Below are 15577 nucleotides of genomic sequence, written 5' to 3'. Positions count from 1 at the left end.
TCCATGCCTGTATTTGATGGTGGTTGTGCGCAGGGCGTCCTCGGACGCGCCGGCTTTGCTTTCGTTCCCCGGTCTACTAACCTGCGTACAGCCGCCACCCCTCGTATTAGTAGCGAGGCGTGGCTGCCCAGTAAGGAACGAATGAATATGTCCAAAGTTACCCCCAACCCGCCAGACACTGATCCGGCATCCCCCTACGAATCAGTCGATTCAAAAAAATTCCACGAAGCCGCCGACCGCGCACTCGATCACCACTTCAACCCCGCCGCCCTCAAGTCGCCACTCGTGCGCAAACCCAGCACCATGTTCATGATCGCGCCGGACATCCGAGACGAAGACTTACTCGCACACACCTGCGAATCCCTGGCCTCGGCCAGCGTCATGACGGCCGACTTCGCCGCCTACCTGGAAGGCCCACACCGGCACACCGCGCTGGGTATCCAGCAGATCATCATGCAGGCGGAGCTGGCGGTGAATCGGATGCTGGATAATGTCGAGCTGCCTAAGTAATCACTGACACACCGCGTTATCGTTCATCGCGGGCAAGCCCGATCCCACATTAGACCGCGTTCGCCCGGACGACTCGGTCAACTGTGGGAGCGGGCTTGCCCGCGATGGCGACATATGAGACGACGCATCGTAGTAATTTGTTGCGATAGGAGATATGGAATAGATACTTGAATGGAACTTGCCAATGATTTGCTAGTGTTCTGGATGCACGCTTACCGCTGGACTAAGAAAGTCGATGTGATAACCAGAAGAGCCATCGCCGATAGCTAAATGAATCCCGCTGATGCCTTCATTCATTTGCGAATTGATTTTGTAATCAATATTTAAGGCAATAGCATCATTAACCCCGACGGCGAACTCCGTCAACTTAAGTCCGCGAGAGCCAGCCGCAAGATCCAAAAGCTTTACGTGCTCCTCGTTACCGATTTTAAGTGAAGTGATAGTGTTGTCTTCAACTGATAAAAGTGCCCCGTCTTTAGATATTCGGTCGCTCAGCCAATTAAGTGAGGCTTTTAAACCGTCCGGCAGCAATGGGTTGGACTTTCTAAGAACGGTCAGTATCCCCGCAATTTTTAATGTTCCGGTAAAATCAAACGGACATGGCTCTTGTGGGTTCATATGTGCGTAATGTACTTCAAAAAATTCTGCTACGGACTGAATAAAATCGTGGGACACATCTTCAGCGAGTAATGCATAAGGCTGTGCGTGTGGAAAAATTGAAACTTGCGCATCGGCATCATTGCCAGACAGGGAAAACCTCTCATTTGAATTGAGCATATTTAACACAGAGCGCTGTGTGCTCAACGCACGTTCAAAATTGCTGCTCAGCAAAAGCTTCAAGCTATAAAGGGCAGCAGCTGTAGTGGGTTCAAATACTTGAGTCGCGCAGAAAATGCTTTTCTTGCTTGCGGTGTTTTTTGCTAACTCAAACGTCTTTTTTGCAGCGTCATTGCTAAAAGAAAACACAATGCTGTTTTTTGGTAACTTATCTAGTTTGGAAATATTGGCTGTGTCGAATCCGAGGAGTGCACATTGTGTGAGGAAAATTTCTGAGTCCGCGATAATTGATGGTTTCTCATGGCCGAAGAGTGTCGATATCATATTCGGTGGTGACATAAAGCCCTCCTGGTTTGTTAATGCACGGCAAGAATACTCGCCGTGCACCAGAGTTATTTACTCTTCAGTGTGAGCCCAAGCCAACGGCGCCCACCCGAAATTGTCCGGGCCAGAAGTGATCCGGTTAAGCTTTTCTTTGGTGGATTTTTTGTTTTTCATTTGATTGTCCTTTTTCAGTTTTTGATTTTTTTGCTCCCTGATTTACTCGGGAGTGAATTAATTAATACAGATTTTTTTAATGTGTTAAATGGTTTTTTTGGAGTTTTTTAGACTCATTTTGGCTATCAAGATTCTTGTGGGGTTAAAAGCGGTTATTTGTGTAAGTCTGGTCTGTAGTCTTGTTCTGAAAATTTTTAATATTATTTTTTTTGGTTGTGCTCGATGATCTTTTGTCTTTAGGTTTATTTATGGGCTTGGTTTTTTTGCTCGATATTCAACTGTAGAGAGGGTTGTAGAGTGCATGTATCAAAGAAATATCTGACAGATATGTCTGTTCATCAGGCGCTGTTACTGGTTGATCTAACCGAATCAAACAATCCCGACCACTCGGTCCGGCTCTTGCTAACTGAAATCCTCCAAGGCCTCGCTGAAAAAGGCTGGCCCCAAGCGCAACTACAGACGGGACCACGGATTGTGTCCGCCGAAGAAAACTACGGTTTACTCGGCTATGACCCGGCCGAGGTCACGCTCGGGAGTGAACATACTCGTTGGGTTGATGAGTGCTCGTTGTTGAGAACACAAACCACCAGCCAGATTCCGTCAGCGCTCCAGCGAGCGGCTCAGGTGCGGCAACCGGGGCAAACGATCTTGCTGGCGGCCCCAGGTATTACTTTCCGTCGCGATAGTCGGGATCGCTGGCATTGCGCGGAGCCGCATCAGATGGATATCTGGGTGCTGGGCGACCCCGAACTCTCGACGCATGAAAAGCTGTTGCGTCTGGTCGGCGACATCCTCAAGTCCGCCGTTCCTGATAAATCCTGGGTCTACAGCGACAGCCCGCATCACTACACGGAGGGCGGAATCGAAGTGAATGTGTTGAATGATGGTGCACCCGTTGAAGTGTTGGAGTGTGGTCGTATCGCAAGGTCCTTGTTGGAGCGTTTGAAGATTGATCCTCTTCGTCATGGAGGGTTGGCGCTCGGGATGGGGTTGGATCGCCTGACGATGTTGCGCAAAGGTATTCCGGATATTCGCTTGCTGCGCGATCAGAACACGCGAGTGCAGGCGCAGATGCATGATCTGAATCCATGGACCCCGGTATCACGTTTACCTTCGATTGCTCGTGACATTTCGTTGGCGGTCACGCCGGGGCTGAGCGAAGAGGTGTTGACCGAGAGAATGTTGCAAGCGGCAGGTGACAGTTCTGACTGGATCGAGGAGATGCAGGTCAAAGGACGTTGGGAGTTTTCGGATTTACCCGCGCAGGCGATTGATCGGTTGGGACTGCTGCCGGGTCAGGAGAATGTGCTTTTGCGCGTTGTGCTGCGTGATTGTTCGCGATCAATCACTACCGCTGAGGCGAACGCCTTGTATGCGGACATACAGGCGGCGATGCATGAAGGGGCCCCGGGGGCGGGTTATCGAATGGATCTGTCAAAGGATTGAAACTGGCCCGCCTGAGTACCCACTGAAATGCCGCGTAATTCATCGTCGGAACGCCGCCCGGAGGCGGCGAGCCGACGATGCTTTTCAGACTTTCAACACTTTCCCGCCAATGGCCACGGCCACCAGCAACAGCGCCATCAACCCGAACGCAAAACTCAAACTGCTGCCATGGGCGATGAACCCGATCACCGCCGGGCCGGCGAGGATTCCCGCGTAGCCCAGTGTGGTGATGGCCGGCACGGCGATGTGTTCGGGCATTACCGTCTGTTTGCCCACGGCGGTGTACAGCACCGGCACGATGTTCGAGCATCCGGCGCCGAGCAACGCATAACCCACCAATGCCGCCTCCCACGCCGGGGCGAATGTAGCCAATGCCAGGCCCACGGCCGCGGTCAGCCCACCGAACACAATCACCCGTGTCGAGCCCAGGCGCCGGACGATCCGGTCACCGGTCAAGCGTCCGACCGTCATGGTCAGGGCGAACGCCGCGTAACCCAGCCCGGCATACGCCGTGTCGATCCCGCGCTCCTGCGTGAGGAACACGGCGCTCCAGTCGAGCGCCGCGCCTTCGGCGAGGAACACGATGAAACACATGCCACCGATGAACAGCACGATGCCGTGGGGCACGGCAAACGCCGGTCCCGAGCTTTCGCTGCCGTAAGGCAACAGGTGCGGCGCGGCTTTGAGCAAGGCCAGCACCAGCACCACAATCACCACCAACATTGCACTCAGTGGTGACAGGCCGAGGCCGAGCAGGGCGCTGACACCCGCCGCGCCGACGATCCCGCCGAGGCTGAACATCCCGTGAAACCCCGACATCATGTGCTTGCCGCTGGCCCGCTCGACGATCACCGCTTGCAGGTTCACCGTCGAATCCACCGTGCCCAGGCCCGCACCGAACATGAACAGCGTGGCGATCAACGCTGGCACTGACGACACCGTCGCCAGTAACGGCAGCGCCAAGCAGATCAACAAGGTTCCCCCGGTCGCGACCCGACGGCAGCCGAAACGCGTGGAAAGGAGGCCCGCCATCGGCATCGCCAGAATCGACCCGACCCCCAGGCACAACAGCAGCAAACCGAGGGTGCCTTCATCCAGCCCGGCCCGAGCCTTGGCGTAAGGCACCAACGGCGCCCACGCGGCAATGCCCAGACCTGCGATGAAGAAGGCGATGCGGGTGGACATCTGCTCCAGGCGTCCGGGGATGACGGGCGCGGGCGTGTTGAGGGCAGTCATGAAAAATCCTTGGCGTTGCGGGTTGCTGACAGAATGCAGGACAACATCCTTGCATATCAGGCAGCACACCGCGACCTCGAAGGGTTTTCACCAGTCGCCTAGAACGCACCTCGCGTCTCTCTGCCTGCCTCGCTGATGAGGTTGACGTTGGCGCCCGGCTGCCAACGCGCGGTCCCCGAGGCATCGTTACTGCGCACGATACATTTCCATTGGATATCTTGTTTTGCCGGCAGATCGATCACACCGCTCCATTGCTTGCTCTCGGGGTTGTAGGACAATGGCACGGCATGGACAGGGTCCCAGGCCCCCAGGTCAAGTGTCGAGCCAGCGGCATAAACACTTTGGCCGGGGTAGGTCGTGGCGTAGTCGCAGGTGAAGTGAACATTGACAGCCGGCTGTTCAGGCGCCGTGCTCCAGAGACGGATTTTTCCGTCATCCCAGATCAGCCTGGGATCGGTCAGCCCCGGGGGAAGTTTTGTCAGGTCCGAACTCAAGGCAATCACCACGCTTAGGTTGTCCCCGGTCGTTGTCGCGACCAACCCCGAATATTGTGTGTGGAAGCGGATCGGTGAGTCGGCCTTGATTCCGGCGTCCTTGCGGATTTTTATCAGTTGGCGGATGAGCTCGCCGCGTCGCCAGTCATACATGTCCGGCCAATACACGGCCGGTGTCCCGGGGCTGCTGAGGATGTAGGCGTAGGCTTGATTGCGTAGCTCTTCGGGCAATGGCCAGTGATGTTGACCGCGGTAGAGTCCTGGCGAATAACCGGTGTCATGGTTGTCGACGAAGGTGACGGCAACTTCGCGCCAGCGTTTATCGGGATTGCCATTGAGCCCATGTCGCCATTCGGCGATCGAGCCATTTTGCATGCGTTCCTTGAGGGCAAAGTCGAAGACGGTGCAGCGGGAGCGGTCGGACCAATCCTTGAGCGCGTCCTGCCAACTGGCCTTGCTGCGCCAGTCGTCAGCCGGGTATTCACTGGGGCCTTTCCACAGTTCACCGACGCAGAACTGAAAATTCCCAAACGCATTCATCCAGCGGTCCACGTTCTGCGGCGCGTAGCCGCGAACAAAGTCAAAACGCAGGCCCATGGCGCCATAATTGTTGCGCAGGTTGATCAGTTCTTTTTTAAAGGTCTCGAACACCGATGGATATTTGATGTTCAGATCGGAATTGCCGTCGATAAATGGATCGCCGTCGTCGCACTTGTCACATTCGTGACGCCATTCCCCATGGCCTCTCGGGAACAGCGGGACATCGCCCTTGGTGTCATCCATGTGGTTGGGCACCACGTCATAAACGACTTTTACACCCGCTCGATTCAGTGCCGTGGCTGCCGTTTTGAGTTGCTCATCGGTGCCGTACTGGCTGTTTTTATCGAAGCTGCGCCAGAAATAACCTTCACCTCCGCCGGACGTGCCTGAATTGCTGTCCACCCAACTGGACGTATCTTTCCACGGCGGCGGCATCCAGATGGCAGTGAAGCCGTCGATGCCGATCTGACCGGCCATGTGTGCCAGTACCGCATACCATGTTTCGGTTTCGTTGCGACTGGAATTCCAATGGAACCCCTGCAACAGGATTTCTTTCCCGTTGCCGTTGCGCACCGGTGTGACTTCATCCGCCGTTGCCGCTCCGGCCAGAAGCAGCAAGAGAAGCAGCGACAGTAGTCCCAACTTTTTCATGAGCGTATTCCGAGGGTCATCCCAGGTTTTCACTCTGGCCTCGGAGGGGCGGCTTGTCTGCTGTCATAAATGACAGTTCTTCCCAACTGTTTTGCGATAAAAGTGCGGATGCTCATAACCGATCTGGTGGATGTGATTTTTCCAGGCCGTCGCCTAAAGTACAGGCTCTTTACAGGCTGACTTCAGGACCGATCCATGACACCGTTCTACGATGCTCGAGGTAATATCTACGCGGTGATGGCGCCTGGCGCCGTGCGCGAACGCGGTATCGATTTGCCTCAACTCGCCAGCGACGCCGCGCAAACCCGCGAACACTGGGCGTTGGCGGCGATCGAGGCGTTTTGCGCCTGGGCCCCCGGCACCCAACCGCCGGGCAGCAAAGAGCATCGCTGCGACGGTCTGCTGGTGGGGCCGTTTCAGTCGTCGCCGCCGTTTGATCTGTTGATCATCAACACCGACGGCACCCTGGCCGAGCGCAGCGGCAACGGGTTGACGATTTTTTCTCAGGCCCTGAGTGAGCAAGGTTTACTGCCCCGGGACGAGGCGTGTTTGCTCAGGGTTCATCACGACAAGGCTGATGCGGTTTCACCCGTGGGTACTTCGGTGAAGCCAGCCGCGGTCGGGGGGGTGAAAGGGTTCTGGCTGGACCTGGGCAAACCGTCGTTCGGGCCGGACGCAGTGGGAGCTGAACGGGTTGAAGGCGCGCTGTTGAACGGGCGCGACGTCAGCCATGTGCAACCTTTGTCGGCGCTGGATCCGGCATGGTCACGAAGCCAGTTCGTGCGCATTGGCAATCCACATTGCGTGACACTTTTGGAGAACGCCGAAGCATTGCCGAGCAATGAACAGATGCGCGAGCCCGGGCTGTCCAAAGGTCTGACGCGAATTGCTTACGCCATGCCAGCGGGGGCAGGGGCACCGTGTCCTGCCGGCGTGAATCTGCAATGGGCAATGCTTGCGTCTGAAGGGCAAGTCGCCGCGCGGGTATTTGAACGCGGAGAAGGGCCGACGGCGTCGTCGGGCACCAGCGCCAGTGCGGTGGCCTGTGCTGCCTGGCGGGTTGGCTGGGTGGCGGCGGGTGAAGTGAAAGTCGTCATGCCGGGCGGCACGGCGCCGATTTTGCTGAAGGAATCGGACGGCGAGTTGAGTCGGGTCAGCCTTTTCGGTACGGCTCGGTTGATGGATTGAATTCAAGATAGCCTTCGCGAGCAGGTGCGACGATTCGACCTGCTCGCGGTGGGACCCGCAAGATCAATGCAGGTTTACAGTCGACCCGGCCATTCCACCACCGGCATCGTCCGCTTCATCAACACCTTGCCATCCCTGACCGAATATAGCGGCAAGCCCTGGCTACGAATCACCTCGTAGTCGCTGTCCGCCGACAGGATCAACAGATTTGCCGGCCGGCCCTGTTCCAGTCCGTATCGATCGCCCAGGTTCATCGCCTTGGCGCTGTTGTCGGTGACCAGGTCCAGCGCACTTTGCAGGTTGCGGTAACCGAGCATGTGGCAGATGTGCAGACCGGCTTCGAGCACTCGCAAAATATTGCCGTTGCCCAGCGGATACCATGGATCGACGATCGAGTCCTGGCCGAAACACACGTTCATCCCCGCTTCGAGCAACTCGTTCACCCGCGTCACGCCCCGGCGTTTCGGGAAGGTGTCGAAACGCCCCTGCAGGTGAATGCTTTCGGTGGGGCAGGAGACAAAACTGATGCCCGAATGCCCGAGCAGGCGAAACAGTTTGGCGCAGTAGGCGTTGTCGTAAGAGCCCATCGCCGTGGTGTGGCTGGCGGTCACCCGCGAGCCCATGTCGCGGCTGCGGGCTTCTTCGGCCAGCACTTCCAGAAAGCGCGAATGCGGGTCGTCGGTTTCGTCGCAATGCACGTCCACCAGGCAGCCGGTGCGCTCAGCCAGGTCCATCAGGAATTTCACCGAGCTGACGCCTTGATCCCGGGTGTACTCGAAATGCGGAATGCCGCCGACCACATCGGCGCCCATGCGGATCGCTTCTTCCATCAATTCCCGGCCGTTGCGGTACGATTCGATGCCTTCCTGGGGGAACGCGACGATTTGCATGTCGATCAGGTGACGGCTTTGCTCGCGCACTTCGAGCATCGCCTTGAGCGCCGTGAGCTGCGGGTCGGTGACGTCGACGTGGGTGCGCACATGCTGGATGCCGTGGGCGGCGAGGGTCTGGATGGTTTTATTGGCGCGAGTCTTGGTGTCTTCCTCGGTGATGGTCACCTTGCGCTCGCCCCAGCACTCGATGCCTTCGAACAGCGTGCCGCTCATGTTCCAGCGCGGCTCGCCGGCGGTGAGGGTGGCATCGAGGTGAATGTGTGGCTCGACGAAGGGCGGCACCACCAGGTTGCCGCCGGCGTCCAGGTCATCGGGGCCCAGGGTCGGGGCTTCGGTCTGCCGGGCGATGGTGCGGATCAGGCCGTTTTCCAGGTGCAACTCATGCAGGCCATCCTGGTTGCGCAGCCGGGCGTTGATGATGTGCATCAGGCGAATCCTTTTATAGATCTTGTAATGGCGCTTCAGCGGCCCGGGCACCCAGGACGCTGGTCAATAACACATACGTTAACGCGGCAGCGGCAATCCCTACCAGCGGCGCGACCCACGGCGAATTGAATGCCGCGACGGTGCCGAGCGCATAGGCCGTCAACCCGGGCCAGTTGAACGCCGGCAGTCGGGCATCGGCCAGTCGAGGATATTGACCACGATAGCGAAAGAAGAAGTCGGCCATGATCACGCCGCCGATCGGCGGAATTACCGTGCCCAGCAGAATCAGGTACGGCACCAGCATGTCGTACATGCCCAGCAGGGCGAGCAGCGTGCCGATCACTGCGCCGGCCAGGGTCACGGTCTTGCGCCGACCGGTGCGCAGCAGGTTGCAACCGGCGACGGCGAAGTTGTAGATGGTGTTGTCCTGGGTGCTCCAGATATTGAGCAGCAACATGGCCATCGCGGCCATGGCGAACCCTTGCAGCAACAGCACCTCGACCACGTCCGGTTGCTGGTAGACGATGGCCCCGTAGGCCCCGATCAACACCATCAGACCGTTGCCGATGAAGAAGCCGATCAGGCTGGCCAGGACCGCGACCCGGGCCGAACGGGAGAACCGCGTCCAGTTGGTGGCCTGGGTGGCGCCGCTGACGAAGGTGCCGAACACCAGGGTAATCGCGGTCGACCAGTCCAGCGATCCGGTCGGTACTACCGCGAGCAACCCGTCGAGCCCGCCGACCTTCACCGTCGCCACCCACATCGACAGCATCAGCAGCAACATCATCGCCGGCACCGCGATGTAGGAGAGGATTTCCAGCCCGCGATAACCGACATACGCGGTGGCGCAGAACATCAGGCCGAACAGCACCATCAGGCCCAGCACGGTGCCTTGGTCCAACTCGAAATACTTGCCGAGCACCACCGCCGCCGTCGCAGTGCCCCAGGCGTACCAGCCGATCTGGGTAAAACCGAGGATCAGGTCGCTGAGTTTGCTGCCGACCTCACCGAAGCAGAAACGGCCCATCAGCACGGAATTGAGGCCGCTTTTGAACGCGATGTAACCCAGGCCTGCGGCGTAGATCCCCAGCAGCAAGTTGCCGACGATAATCACCGCCATCATCTCGCCGAAACTGAACGCCACACCAAGCTTGCCGCCGGCGAACATGGTGGCGGTGAAGAAGGTGAAACCCAGCAGCACCATGGCCGTGGAGGCGAGGCCCTTGCGCGCGTGCATCGGCACTTCGCTGAGGGGGTAGTCGTTACCTGGATCGTTCTGCGTCATGTGGCGTTCCTTGCTGGATGAGAGACGCGCTGGGTTGTGCAGTGGTCGTGCCAACGCCAAGGTGGCGCTGTTATTTATAGTCGAGCCGGCAAGTTTGATGCGGGCGAAGGCACGAAAGCAGTGCGTCTGCAGGAATACAGAGCCCATGTGGGAGCGGGCTTGCCCGCGATAGCAGTGGGTCAGTAGATGCATGTGTCTAATGACACACCGCTATCGCGGGCAAGCCTGCTCCCACAGGGGACTCGGTTTCTTCAGGGGGATTGGATCAGGGGCAAAAACTTCAGCAACGCCGCAACAATCGCCTCCGGCGCATCTTCCTGCACCAAATGCCCGGCATTGGGTACGGGGTGAAATTGTGCTCCGGCAATCATCTGCTGCAGCGCCCGCCCACGTTCGATGGGGATCCACTGATCGTCTTCGCCCCAGAGGATTTGCACCGGGCAGCGAACCGTCGGGTACAGCCCTTCGGCCTCACGGGTATAACGCTCATCCATCTGCGCAATCTGCCGATAGAACGCCGCTTGCCCCGGATCGCCCAGCCACGGCTGCACATAGGGTGCAAGTTCTTCATCGCTAATGTCGCGCTTGATCGCCCCGCGAATATAGGCCGGCACAATGGCGCGCTGGATGTAATCGGGCAGGCCACTGAACGCCGCCTCGTGCTGGCGCACATGCTGGACGAACGGCGAACCCCACGGCGTCAACGCCACCGGGTCGATCAGCGTCAGGCTTCGATAATCCTTGCCGTTGAGCAGGTGCGTGCGAAGCGCAGTGGCGCCGCCGAAATCGTGGGCCACCACATCCGGCCGTTCCAGCCCCCAGTGATCGAGCAACTGCGCCAGCAAGACGTTCTGCACGCCCAGCGACACGTCCCCAGTGATTTTTTCCGATTGGCCATAGCCCAGCAGGTCGAAGTAATACACCCGGTGCGTGGCGATGAAATGCGGTGCAATCCGGTGCCACACACAAGAAGAGAACGGCGTGCCATGCACGAACACCAGCGGCGGGCCGTCGCCCCGTACGGCGTAGCGAACGCAATGTCCGTTGAAGCGATAGGTTTGGGGCAGTGGCCAGTCAGTCATGCGCGAGTCCTCTTGGCAGGTGCAAGCCAAAAAGCATAGGCATAAAAAAACAGCCGTGAAGGCTGTTTTCTGTATCACTGACGAAACGCATTCCCTCAGGGGAATGCGTTGTCTTTCAGGTCGGATTACTCGCCGTGATAGATGCAGCCGCTGGTGCATGTCTCATGGATACGGATCGCGCTGAGCTCCGGCAGCAGGGGCTTCAATTCATTCCAGATGAATTTGGCCAGCACTTCGCTGGTCGGGTTTTCCAGGCCAGGAATGTCGTTCAGATAGTTGTGGTCCAGGCGCTCGTACAGCGGCTTGAAGATCGCCTTGATTTCCGAGAAGTCGCGGATCCAGCCGGTGTGCGGATCGAGGTCGCCGCTCAAGTGGATCGCCACTTTGAACGAGTGACCATGCAAGCGACCGCACTTGTGGCCTTCCGGCACGTGAGGCAGGCGGTGGGCGGATTCGAACGTAAACTCTTTGAAAATTTCCACAGTGATTTTCAGCTCTGTCAGGTGGCGATCGCCGCGGCGATGTGGGCAGGCGGCGAGTTTACCAGAGCTCTGGGCAAAACACTGACTAAAGGGTCAGCAAGCGCTCGCCGAGGCGACCATTGGCGGCCAGTTCGAGGAACTCGTCGCCCAGACGCCGGCTTTCATCCATCGCCGCTCGCCAGTATTTCTGCCGGCTCGGTGCATCGCCCATGAAGCGTTTGAAATCGTTGCGGTCCGGCAGCTTGCCGTAGGGCAGGCGCGCCAGGTAGTCCTTCGACGGCGCCAGCAGCAGAACATCCTGCAAGCGCGCAGGGCAGGCGCGGCGCCACGGAAGGGTCTTGTCGAACCAGCCGGGGATCACCCGGTCGGTGAAGTGCGGGTACAGCACGATGTCGTTGCCGCTATAGGGCAGGTCGAGGTGATAGTCCAGCAGTCCGCCGTCGCGGAACGTCCCGGCGCCAGCACCCGGCAGATCACGCACGCCTTCCATGACCATCGGAATTGAGCCCGAGGCGAGCAGGGCCTGGCGCAGGTTGCCGGCAGTGAGCGCGACGAAGCGCGACGGGAAATCGTTCAGCGCATTGACCGGAGGCATCAGGCGCGGGTCGTGGATGATCAGCCGCTCGAAATGCCGCGCCAGCCGCGCGCGACCGCGCAAGTTGTCGGCGATCACCGATCCCAGCGCCAGCCCGAGCCGGCCGCGATGATCGTCGGCCAGGTTGCCGTGGCTTTTGACCACCATGATGTTCAGTCGGTAATGGGCATTGTTCAGGATCGACGCATCGCGGCCGTCGAGCAGTTCATCGAGCATGCGCTGCGAGCTTTGGCTGATCTGCGCCATGGTCACGCCTTTGGCGAAGTCCTGCCCGGTGTAGAGGTGACCGAGGCGTCGAATACCTTCGGCGGCATCCGGCAGGCAGGCGCTGGCGAAGCGCCAGGAACCCACCGAGGCGCCAATCAGCGAGCGCTCTCGCGGCGCGGCCGGCAACCATTCGCCGAACAACGCCAGGTCCAGACCTTGAATTCCCAACGCTTTTGGCCCACCGGCCGCCCCTGGCAACGTGCCGACATCGGCGGCGCTCAAACCGTCTTTACGGATGCGCGCAAAGGCGCGAGGGCCGGCCTTGAGGGTCAGGGCAGGGAACTTGATGTGGATGGCGGTCATACCGGTCTCGATTATTGGCAAGCGGGCGGATTATAAACAGGTCAGGCAACGCGACAAATCGACTGTGGGAGCGAGTCTGTTTGCGATGACGGTCTGTCAGGCAACATCAATGCTGGATGTGCCGCCCCCATCGCGAGCAGGCTCGCTCCCACAGGTTTTTGTGCAGGTCGATGATATCGAGGTGCTACTTCAATGATGGCAATTCAGTTTCAGTTAAGTTCAGCTCGCTAAGGTGCCCGGCGTAGGCAACACATAAGAAAATACGGAGACACCCCCTTATGAAAATCCTGACTGCCCTGATCGCCGCATCCCTCATCGCCATGACTGCCAGCATCGCCCACGCTCGTGACCTGGGGCCCGACGAAGCCCTGCGGCTGCGCGACGCTGGTACCATTGTGTCTTTCGAGAAGCTCAACGCCACCGCTCTGGCCAAACACCCCGGCGCCAAAATCACTCAAACCGAGCTGGAAGAAGAGTACGGCAAGTACATCTATCAGGTTGAGCTGCGCGACCCACAAGGCATTGAGTGGGACCTGGAATTAGACGCGGTCAGCGGCCAGCTACTCAAGGATCATCAGGATACGTAATGAAGGTGCTTTCATTTTCAAGCATGGCGCTGCTGTTGCTGGCGTTTTGCTCGGTGGTCATGGCGCGCGACCTGGATCAGGACGAAGCCCTGCGCCTGCGTCAGCGTGGCGTCATCCTGCCTCTGGAGCAACTGCTGCAACAGGCGCTGGACCGCTATCCGGGGTCCAAATTGCTGGAAGCCGAGCTTGAAGAAAAACATGACGTCTACATTTATGAAGTCGAGTTGCTGACCGCCCAAGGCGTGGTCCGCGAACTGGACATCGAAGCCGCCACTGGCCGCTTGCTCAAAGACAGGGAAGACTGACCGATGCGATTGTTGCTGGTGGAAGACCATGTGCCCCTGGCCGACGAATTGATGGCCGGGCTCAACCGCCAGGGCTACGCCGTGGATTGGCTGGCCGATGGCCGCGACGCGGTGTATCAGGGCAGCAGCGAACCGTATGACCTGATCATCCTCGACCTCGGCCTGCCGGGTTTGCCGGGGCTTGAGGTGCTGGCGCAATGGCGTGCCGGCGGCCTGATGACGCCAGTGCTGATCCTCACGGCTCGCGATTCCTGGGCCGAGCGCATCGAAGGCCTCAAGGCCGGCGCCGACGATTACCTGACCAAACCGTTCCACCCCGAAGAGCTGCACCTGCGGGTCCAGGCGTTGTTGCGCCGCTCCCACGGCCAGGCTAATCAGCCAACGCTCAAGGCCGCCGGTTGGCATCTGGACGAAGGCCGTCAATGCGTGACCCGCGACGGCGCCGACATCCAGCTGACCGCCGCCGAATTCCGTCTGCTGCGTTATTTCATGTTGCACCCTGAACAAATCCTTTCCAAAAGCCACCTCGCCGAACACCTCTACGACGGTGAAACCGAGCGTGATTCCAACGTGCTCGAAGTGCACGTCAACCACCTGCGGCGCAAGCTGGGGCGCAGCGTCATCGAAACCCGTCGCGGCCAGGGTTACCTGTTCGGCGGGCAAGCCCGGTGAGGTCGATCCAGCGCCGCTTGAGCCTGGGCCTGATCAGCGTGATGGTGGTTGTCGGCCTGGTGCTGGCGCAGACCAGCCTGTGGCTGTTTGAAATGGGCTTGCAGCGTTACCTCGAAGCCGGTCTGCGTGACGACAGTGAAAACCTTCTGGTGGCGCTGGTGCGCGGGCCGCAAGGCTTGCAGCTGGATGAACGGCACCTGTCGCCGGCCTATCAACGGCCATTTTCCGGGCATTACTTCCGTATCGATTTCGCCGACAAGCACTGGCGCTCCCGTTCGTTATGGGATCAGGAGATGCCGAGCCTTGACCACCCGGGCCTGCACAGCAACCTGCAACTGGGGCCCGAAGGCCAGCAGTTGCTGGTGCTGCGTTCGGACTATCGGCGGCTCGGTCAGTCGATTTCGATCAGCGTGGCGCAGGATTACACCCCGGTGCGCGAGAGTTTTCGGCGCATGCAACAGGTCGGGATCGGTCTGGGGTTGGCGGGGCTGCTGCTGATTCTGCTGCTGCAACGGATCACGGTGCGTCGCGCCTTGCGTCCGCTGGAAAAGGCCCGCGAGCAAATCGCCCAGCTGCAACAGGGCCAGCGCTCGCAACTCGATGATCAGGTGCCGGTGGAGCTCGAGCCGCTAGTGGCGCAGATCAACCATTTGCTTGCGCACACAGAGGACAGCCTCAAGCGTTCGCGCAATGCCTTGGGTAACCTGGGGCACGCGTTGAAAACGCCGCTGGCGGTGTTGCTGAGCCTGGCGTCGAGCGAGAAACTCGACGCTCATCCCGAGTTGCGCAAGACCCTCAAGGCGCAACTGCAACAGGTTCAGCAGCGACTCAATCGCGAGCTCAACCGCGCGCGGTTATCCGGCGATGCGCTGCCGGGTGCGTTGTTTGATTGCGATGCGCAGCTGCCGGGTTTGCTGGCGACGTTGCGCATGATTCACGGCGAGCACCTGGACCTCAGCTACCGGGCGCCCAGCGGTTTGCAGTTGCCGTGGGATCGCGAGGATTTGCTGGAGTTGCTGGGCAACCTGCTGGACAACGCCTGCAAATGGGCGGATGCCGAGGTTCGCTTGAGCGTGGTCGAGATGGCAGAAGGGTTTTTGTTGAGCGTGGAAGACGATGGCCCGGGCATTCCCGTGGAGCAGCGTGATCAGGTGTTCGGCCGGGGCACGCGGCTGGATGAACAGACCGACGGGCACGGGTTGGGATTGGGCATCGTGCGCGACATTGTCGATTCGTGGGGCGGGGTGTTGAGGCTTGAGGAGAGTGAGTGGGGTGGGTTGAAGGTCATCATCCAATTACCCAAACGCTGAATATCCTGTGGGAGCGGGCTTGCTCGCGAA

15 protein-coding genes are annotated in these 15577 nt (G+C 59.1%); 7 read left to right on the top strand and 8 right to left on the bottom strand.

Annotated features, from left to right (window positions below; all coding sequences use genetic code 11):
- Positions 1–147: 147 nt before the first annotated feature.
- Positions 148–510, top strand: a complete 363-nt coding sequence (locus BLQ41_RS25655) for a DUF6124 family protein (protein ID WP_090186120.1) — start codon at positions 148–150, stop codon at positions 508–510.
- Between the two features lie 192 nt (positions 511–702).
- On the opposite strand, the gene BLQ41_RS25650 is transcribed toward BLQ41_RS25655, so the two are convergent.
- A complete protein-coding gene (locus BLQ41_RS25650; RefSeq protein ID WP_090186118.1) occupies positions 703–1626 on the bottom strand; it encodes a hypothetical protein in 924 nt (307 codons plus the stop codon).
- A 456-nt stretch (positions 1627–2082) separates the two neighbouring features.
- On the opposite strand from BLQ41_RS25650, the gene srmL reads away from it, so the two are divergent.
- Positions 2083–3231, top strand: a complete 1149-nt coding sequence (gene srmL / locus BLQ41_RS25645; protein WP_090186115.1) for a PheS-related mystery ligase SrmL — start codon at positions 2083–2085, stop codon at positions 3229–3231.
- Positions 3232–3315: 84 nt separating this feature from the next.
- On the opposite strand, the gene BLQ41_RS25640 is transcribed toward srmL, so the two are convergent.
- A complete protein-coding gene (locus tag BLQ41_RS25640; protein ID WP_090186113.1) occupies positions 3316–4467 on the bottom strand; it encodes an MFS transporter in 1152 nt (383 codons plus the stop codon).
- Between the two features lie 98 nt (positions 4468–4565).
- On the bottom strand, positions 4566–6152 hold the full coding sequence (locus BLQ41_RS25635; protein ID WP_090186111.1) for a glucan 1,4-alpha-maltotetraohydrolase domain-containing protein: 1587 nt from the start codon (positions 6150–6152) through the stop codon (positions 4566–4568).
- Between the two features lie 195 nt (positions 6153–6347).
- Between BLQ41_RS25635 and BLQ41_RS25630 the strand changes: the two genes are divergently transcribed.
- Positions 6348–7340 carry a diaminopimelate epimerase gene (locus BLQ41_RS25630; protein ID WP_090186108.1) on the top strand — a complete coding sequence of 331 codons (993 nt, stop codon included), beginning with the start codon at positions 6348–6350 and terminating at the stop codon, positions 7338–7340.
- A gap of 74 nt (positions 7341–7414) precedes the next feature.
- Here the strand turns inward: BLQ41_RS25630 and codA are convergent, their stop codons facing one another.
- The 5 genes from codA to BLQ41_RS25605 form a co-directional block, all read right to left on the bottom strand.
- Complete coding sequence (codA, locus tag BLQ41_RS25625; RefSeq protein ID WP_090186106.1) at positions 7415–8659, bottom strand: cytosine deaminase; 1245 nt, start codon at positions 8657–8659, stop codon at positions 7415–7417.
- 13 nt (positions 8660–8672) lie between these two features.
- The gene (gene codB, locus BLQ41_RS25620; protein WP_090186103.1) at positions 8673–9944 is read right to left on the bottom strand and encodes a cytosine permease; all 1272 of its coding nucleotides are present in this window, start codon (positions 9942–9944) and stop codon (positions 8673–8675) included.
- Positions 9945–10195: 251 nt separating this feature from the next.
- Entirely contained in the window at positions 10196–11026 is an 831-nt protein-coding gene (locus BLQ41_RS25615) for an alpha/beta fold hydrolase (protein WP_090186099.1), read from the bottom strand.
- Positions 11027–11151: 125 nt separating this feature from the next.
- A complete protein-coding gene (gene queD, locus BLQ41_RS25610) occupies positions 11152–11508 on the bottom strand; it encodes a 6-carboxytetrahydropterin synthase QueD (protein ID WP_081744008.1) in 357 nt (118 codons plus the stop codon).
- 85 nt (positions 11509–11593) lie between these two features.
- Positions 11594–12673, bottom strand: coding sequence for a patatin-like phospholipase domain-containing protein (locus BLQ41_RS25605; RefSeq protein WP_090186096.1), 1080 nt, complete (start codon positions 12671–12673; stop codon positions 11594–11596).
- A 278-nt stretch (positions 12674–12951) separates the two neighbouring features.
- Here BLQ41_RS25605 and BLQ41_RS25600 point away from each other — a divergent pair, with 278 nt between their 5' ends.
- From BLQ41_RS25600 to BLQ41_RS25585, 4 genes are read left to right on the top strand one after another with little or no spacing between them, the layout of a single operon-like run.
- Entirely contained in the window at positions 12952–13260 is a 309-nt protein-coding gene (locus BLQ41_RS25600) for a PepSY domain-containing protein (protein WP_090186094.1), read from the top strand.
- Positions 13260–13565, top strand: a complete 306-nt coding sequence (locus BLQ41_RS25595; RefSeq protein ID WP_090186091.1) for a PepSY domain-containing protein — start codon at positions 13260–13262, stop codon at positions 13563–13565. Before BLQ41_RS25600 ends, BLQ41_RS25595 begins: the two co-directional genes overlap by 1 nt.
- A 3-nt stretch (positions 13566–13568) precedes the next feature.
- Positions 13569–14237 (top strand): response regulator transcription factor, encoded by a 669-nt coding sequence (locus tag BLQ41_RS25590; protein ID WP_090186089.1) that lies wholly within the window; start codon positions 13569–13571, stop codon positions 14235–14237.
- Positions 14234–15547, top strand: a complete 1314-nt coding sequence (locus BLQ41_RS25585) for a sensor histidine kinase (RefSeq protein WP_090186086.1) — start codon at positions 14234–14236, stop codon at positions 15545–15547. The genes BLQ41_RS25590 and BLQ41_RS25585 overlap by 4 nt, the downstream gene beginning before the upstream one ends.
- Positions 15548–15577: the final 30 nt, after the last annotated feature.

Origin of the sequence: Pseudomonas arsenicoxydans (assembly GCF_900103875.1) — a bacterium.
In the GTDB taxonomy this organism is placed as follows: Bacteria; Pseudomonadota; Gammaproteobacteria; order Pseudomonadales; family Pseudomonadaceae; genus Aquipseudomonas; species Aquipseudomonas arsenicoxydans.
Note: the sequence above shows the minus strand (reverse complement) of the source record. Positions and strands in the feature narration are given on the sequence as shown.

Bases quoted from the DNA above. Each gene is read 5' to 3' on its own strand.
- BLQ41_RS25655 (WP_090186120.1), top strand. From the start codon at position 148: ATGTCCAAAGTTACCCCCAACCCGCCAGACACTGATCCGGCATCCCCC.
- BLQ41_RS25650 (WP_090186118.1), bottom strand. From the start codon at position 1,626: ATGTCACCACCGAATATGATATCGACACTCTTCGGCCATGAGAAACCA.
- BLQ41_RS25640 (WP_090186113.1), bottom strand. From the start codon at position 4,467: ATGACTGCCCTCAACACGCCCGCGCCCGTCATCCCCGGACGCCTGGAG.
- BLQ41_RS25635 (WP_090186111.1), bottom strand. From the start codon at position 6,152: ATGAAAAAGTTGGGACTACTGTCGCTGCTTCTCTTGCTGCTTCTGGCC.
- BLQ41_RS25630 (WP_090186108.1), top strand. From the start codon at position 6,348: ATGACACCGTTCTACGATGCTCGAGGTAATATCTACGCGGTGATGGCG.
- codA (WP_090186106.1), bottom strand. From the start codon at position 8,659: ATGCACATCATCAACGCCCGGCTGCGCAACCAGGATGGCCTGCATGAG.
- codB (WP_090186103.1), bottom strand. From the start codon at position 9,944: ATGACGCAGAACGATCCAGGTAACGACTACCCCCTCAGCGAAGTGCCG.
- BLQ41_RS25615 (WP_090186099.1), bottom strand. From the start codon at position 11,026: ATGACTGACTGGCCACTGCCCCAAACCTATCGCTTCAACGGACATTGC.
- BLQ41_RS25605 (WP_090186096.1), bottom strand. From the start codon at position 12,673: ATGACCGCCATCCACATCAAGTTCCCTGCCCTGACCCTCAAGGCCGGC.
- BLQ41_RS25600 (WP_090186094.1), top strand. From the start codon at position 12,952: ATGAAAATCCTGACTGCCCTGATCGCCGCATCCCTCATCGCCATGACT.
- BLQ41_RS25595 (WP_090186091.1), top strand. From the start codon at position 13,260: ATGAAGGTGCTTTCATTTTCAAGCATGGCGCTGCTGTTGCTGGCGTTT.
- BLQ41_RS25590 (WP_090186089.1), top strand. From the start codon at position 13,569: ATGCGATTGTTGCTGGTGGAAGACCATGTGCCCCTGGCCGACGAATTG.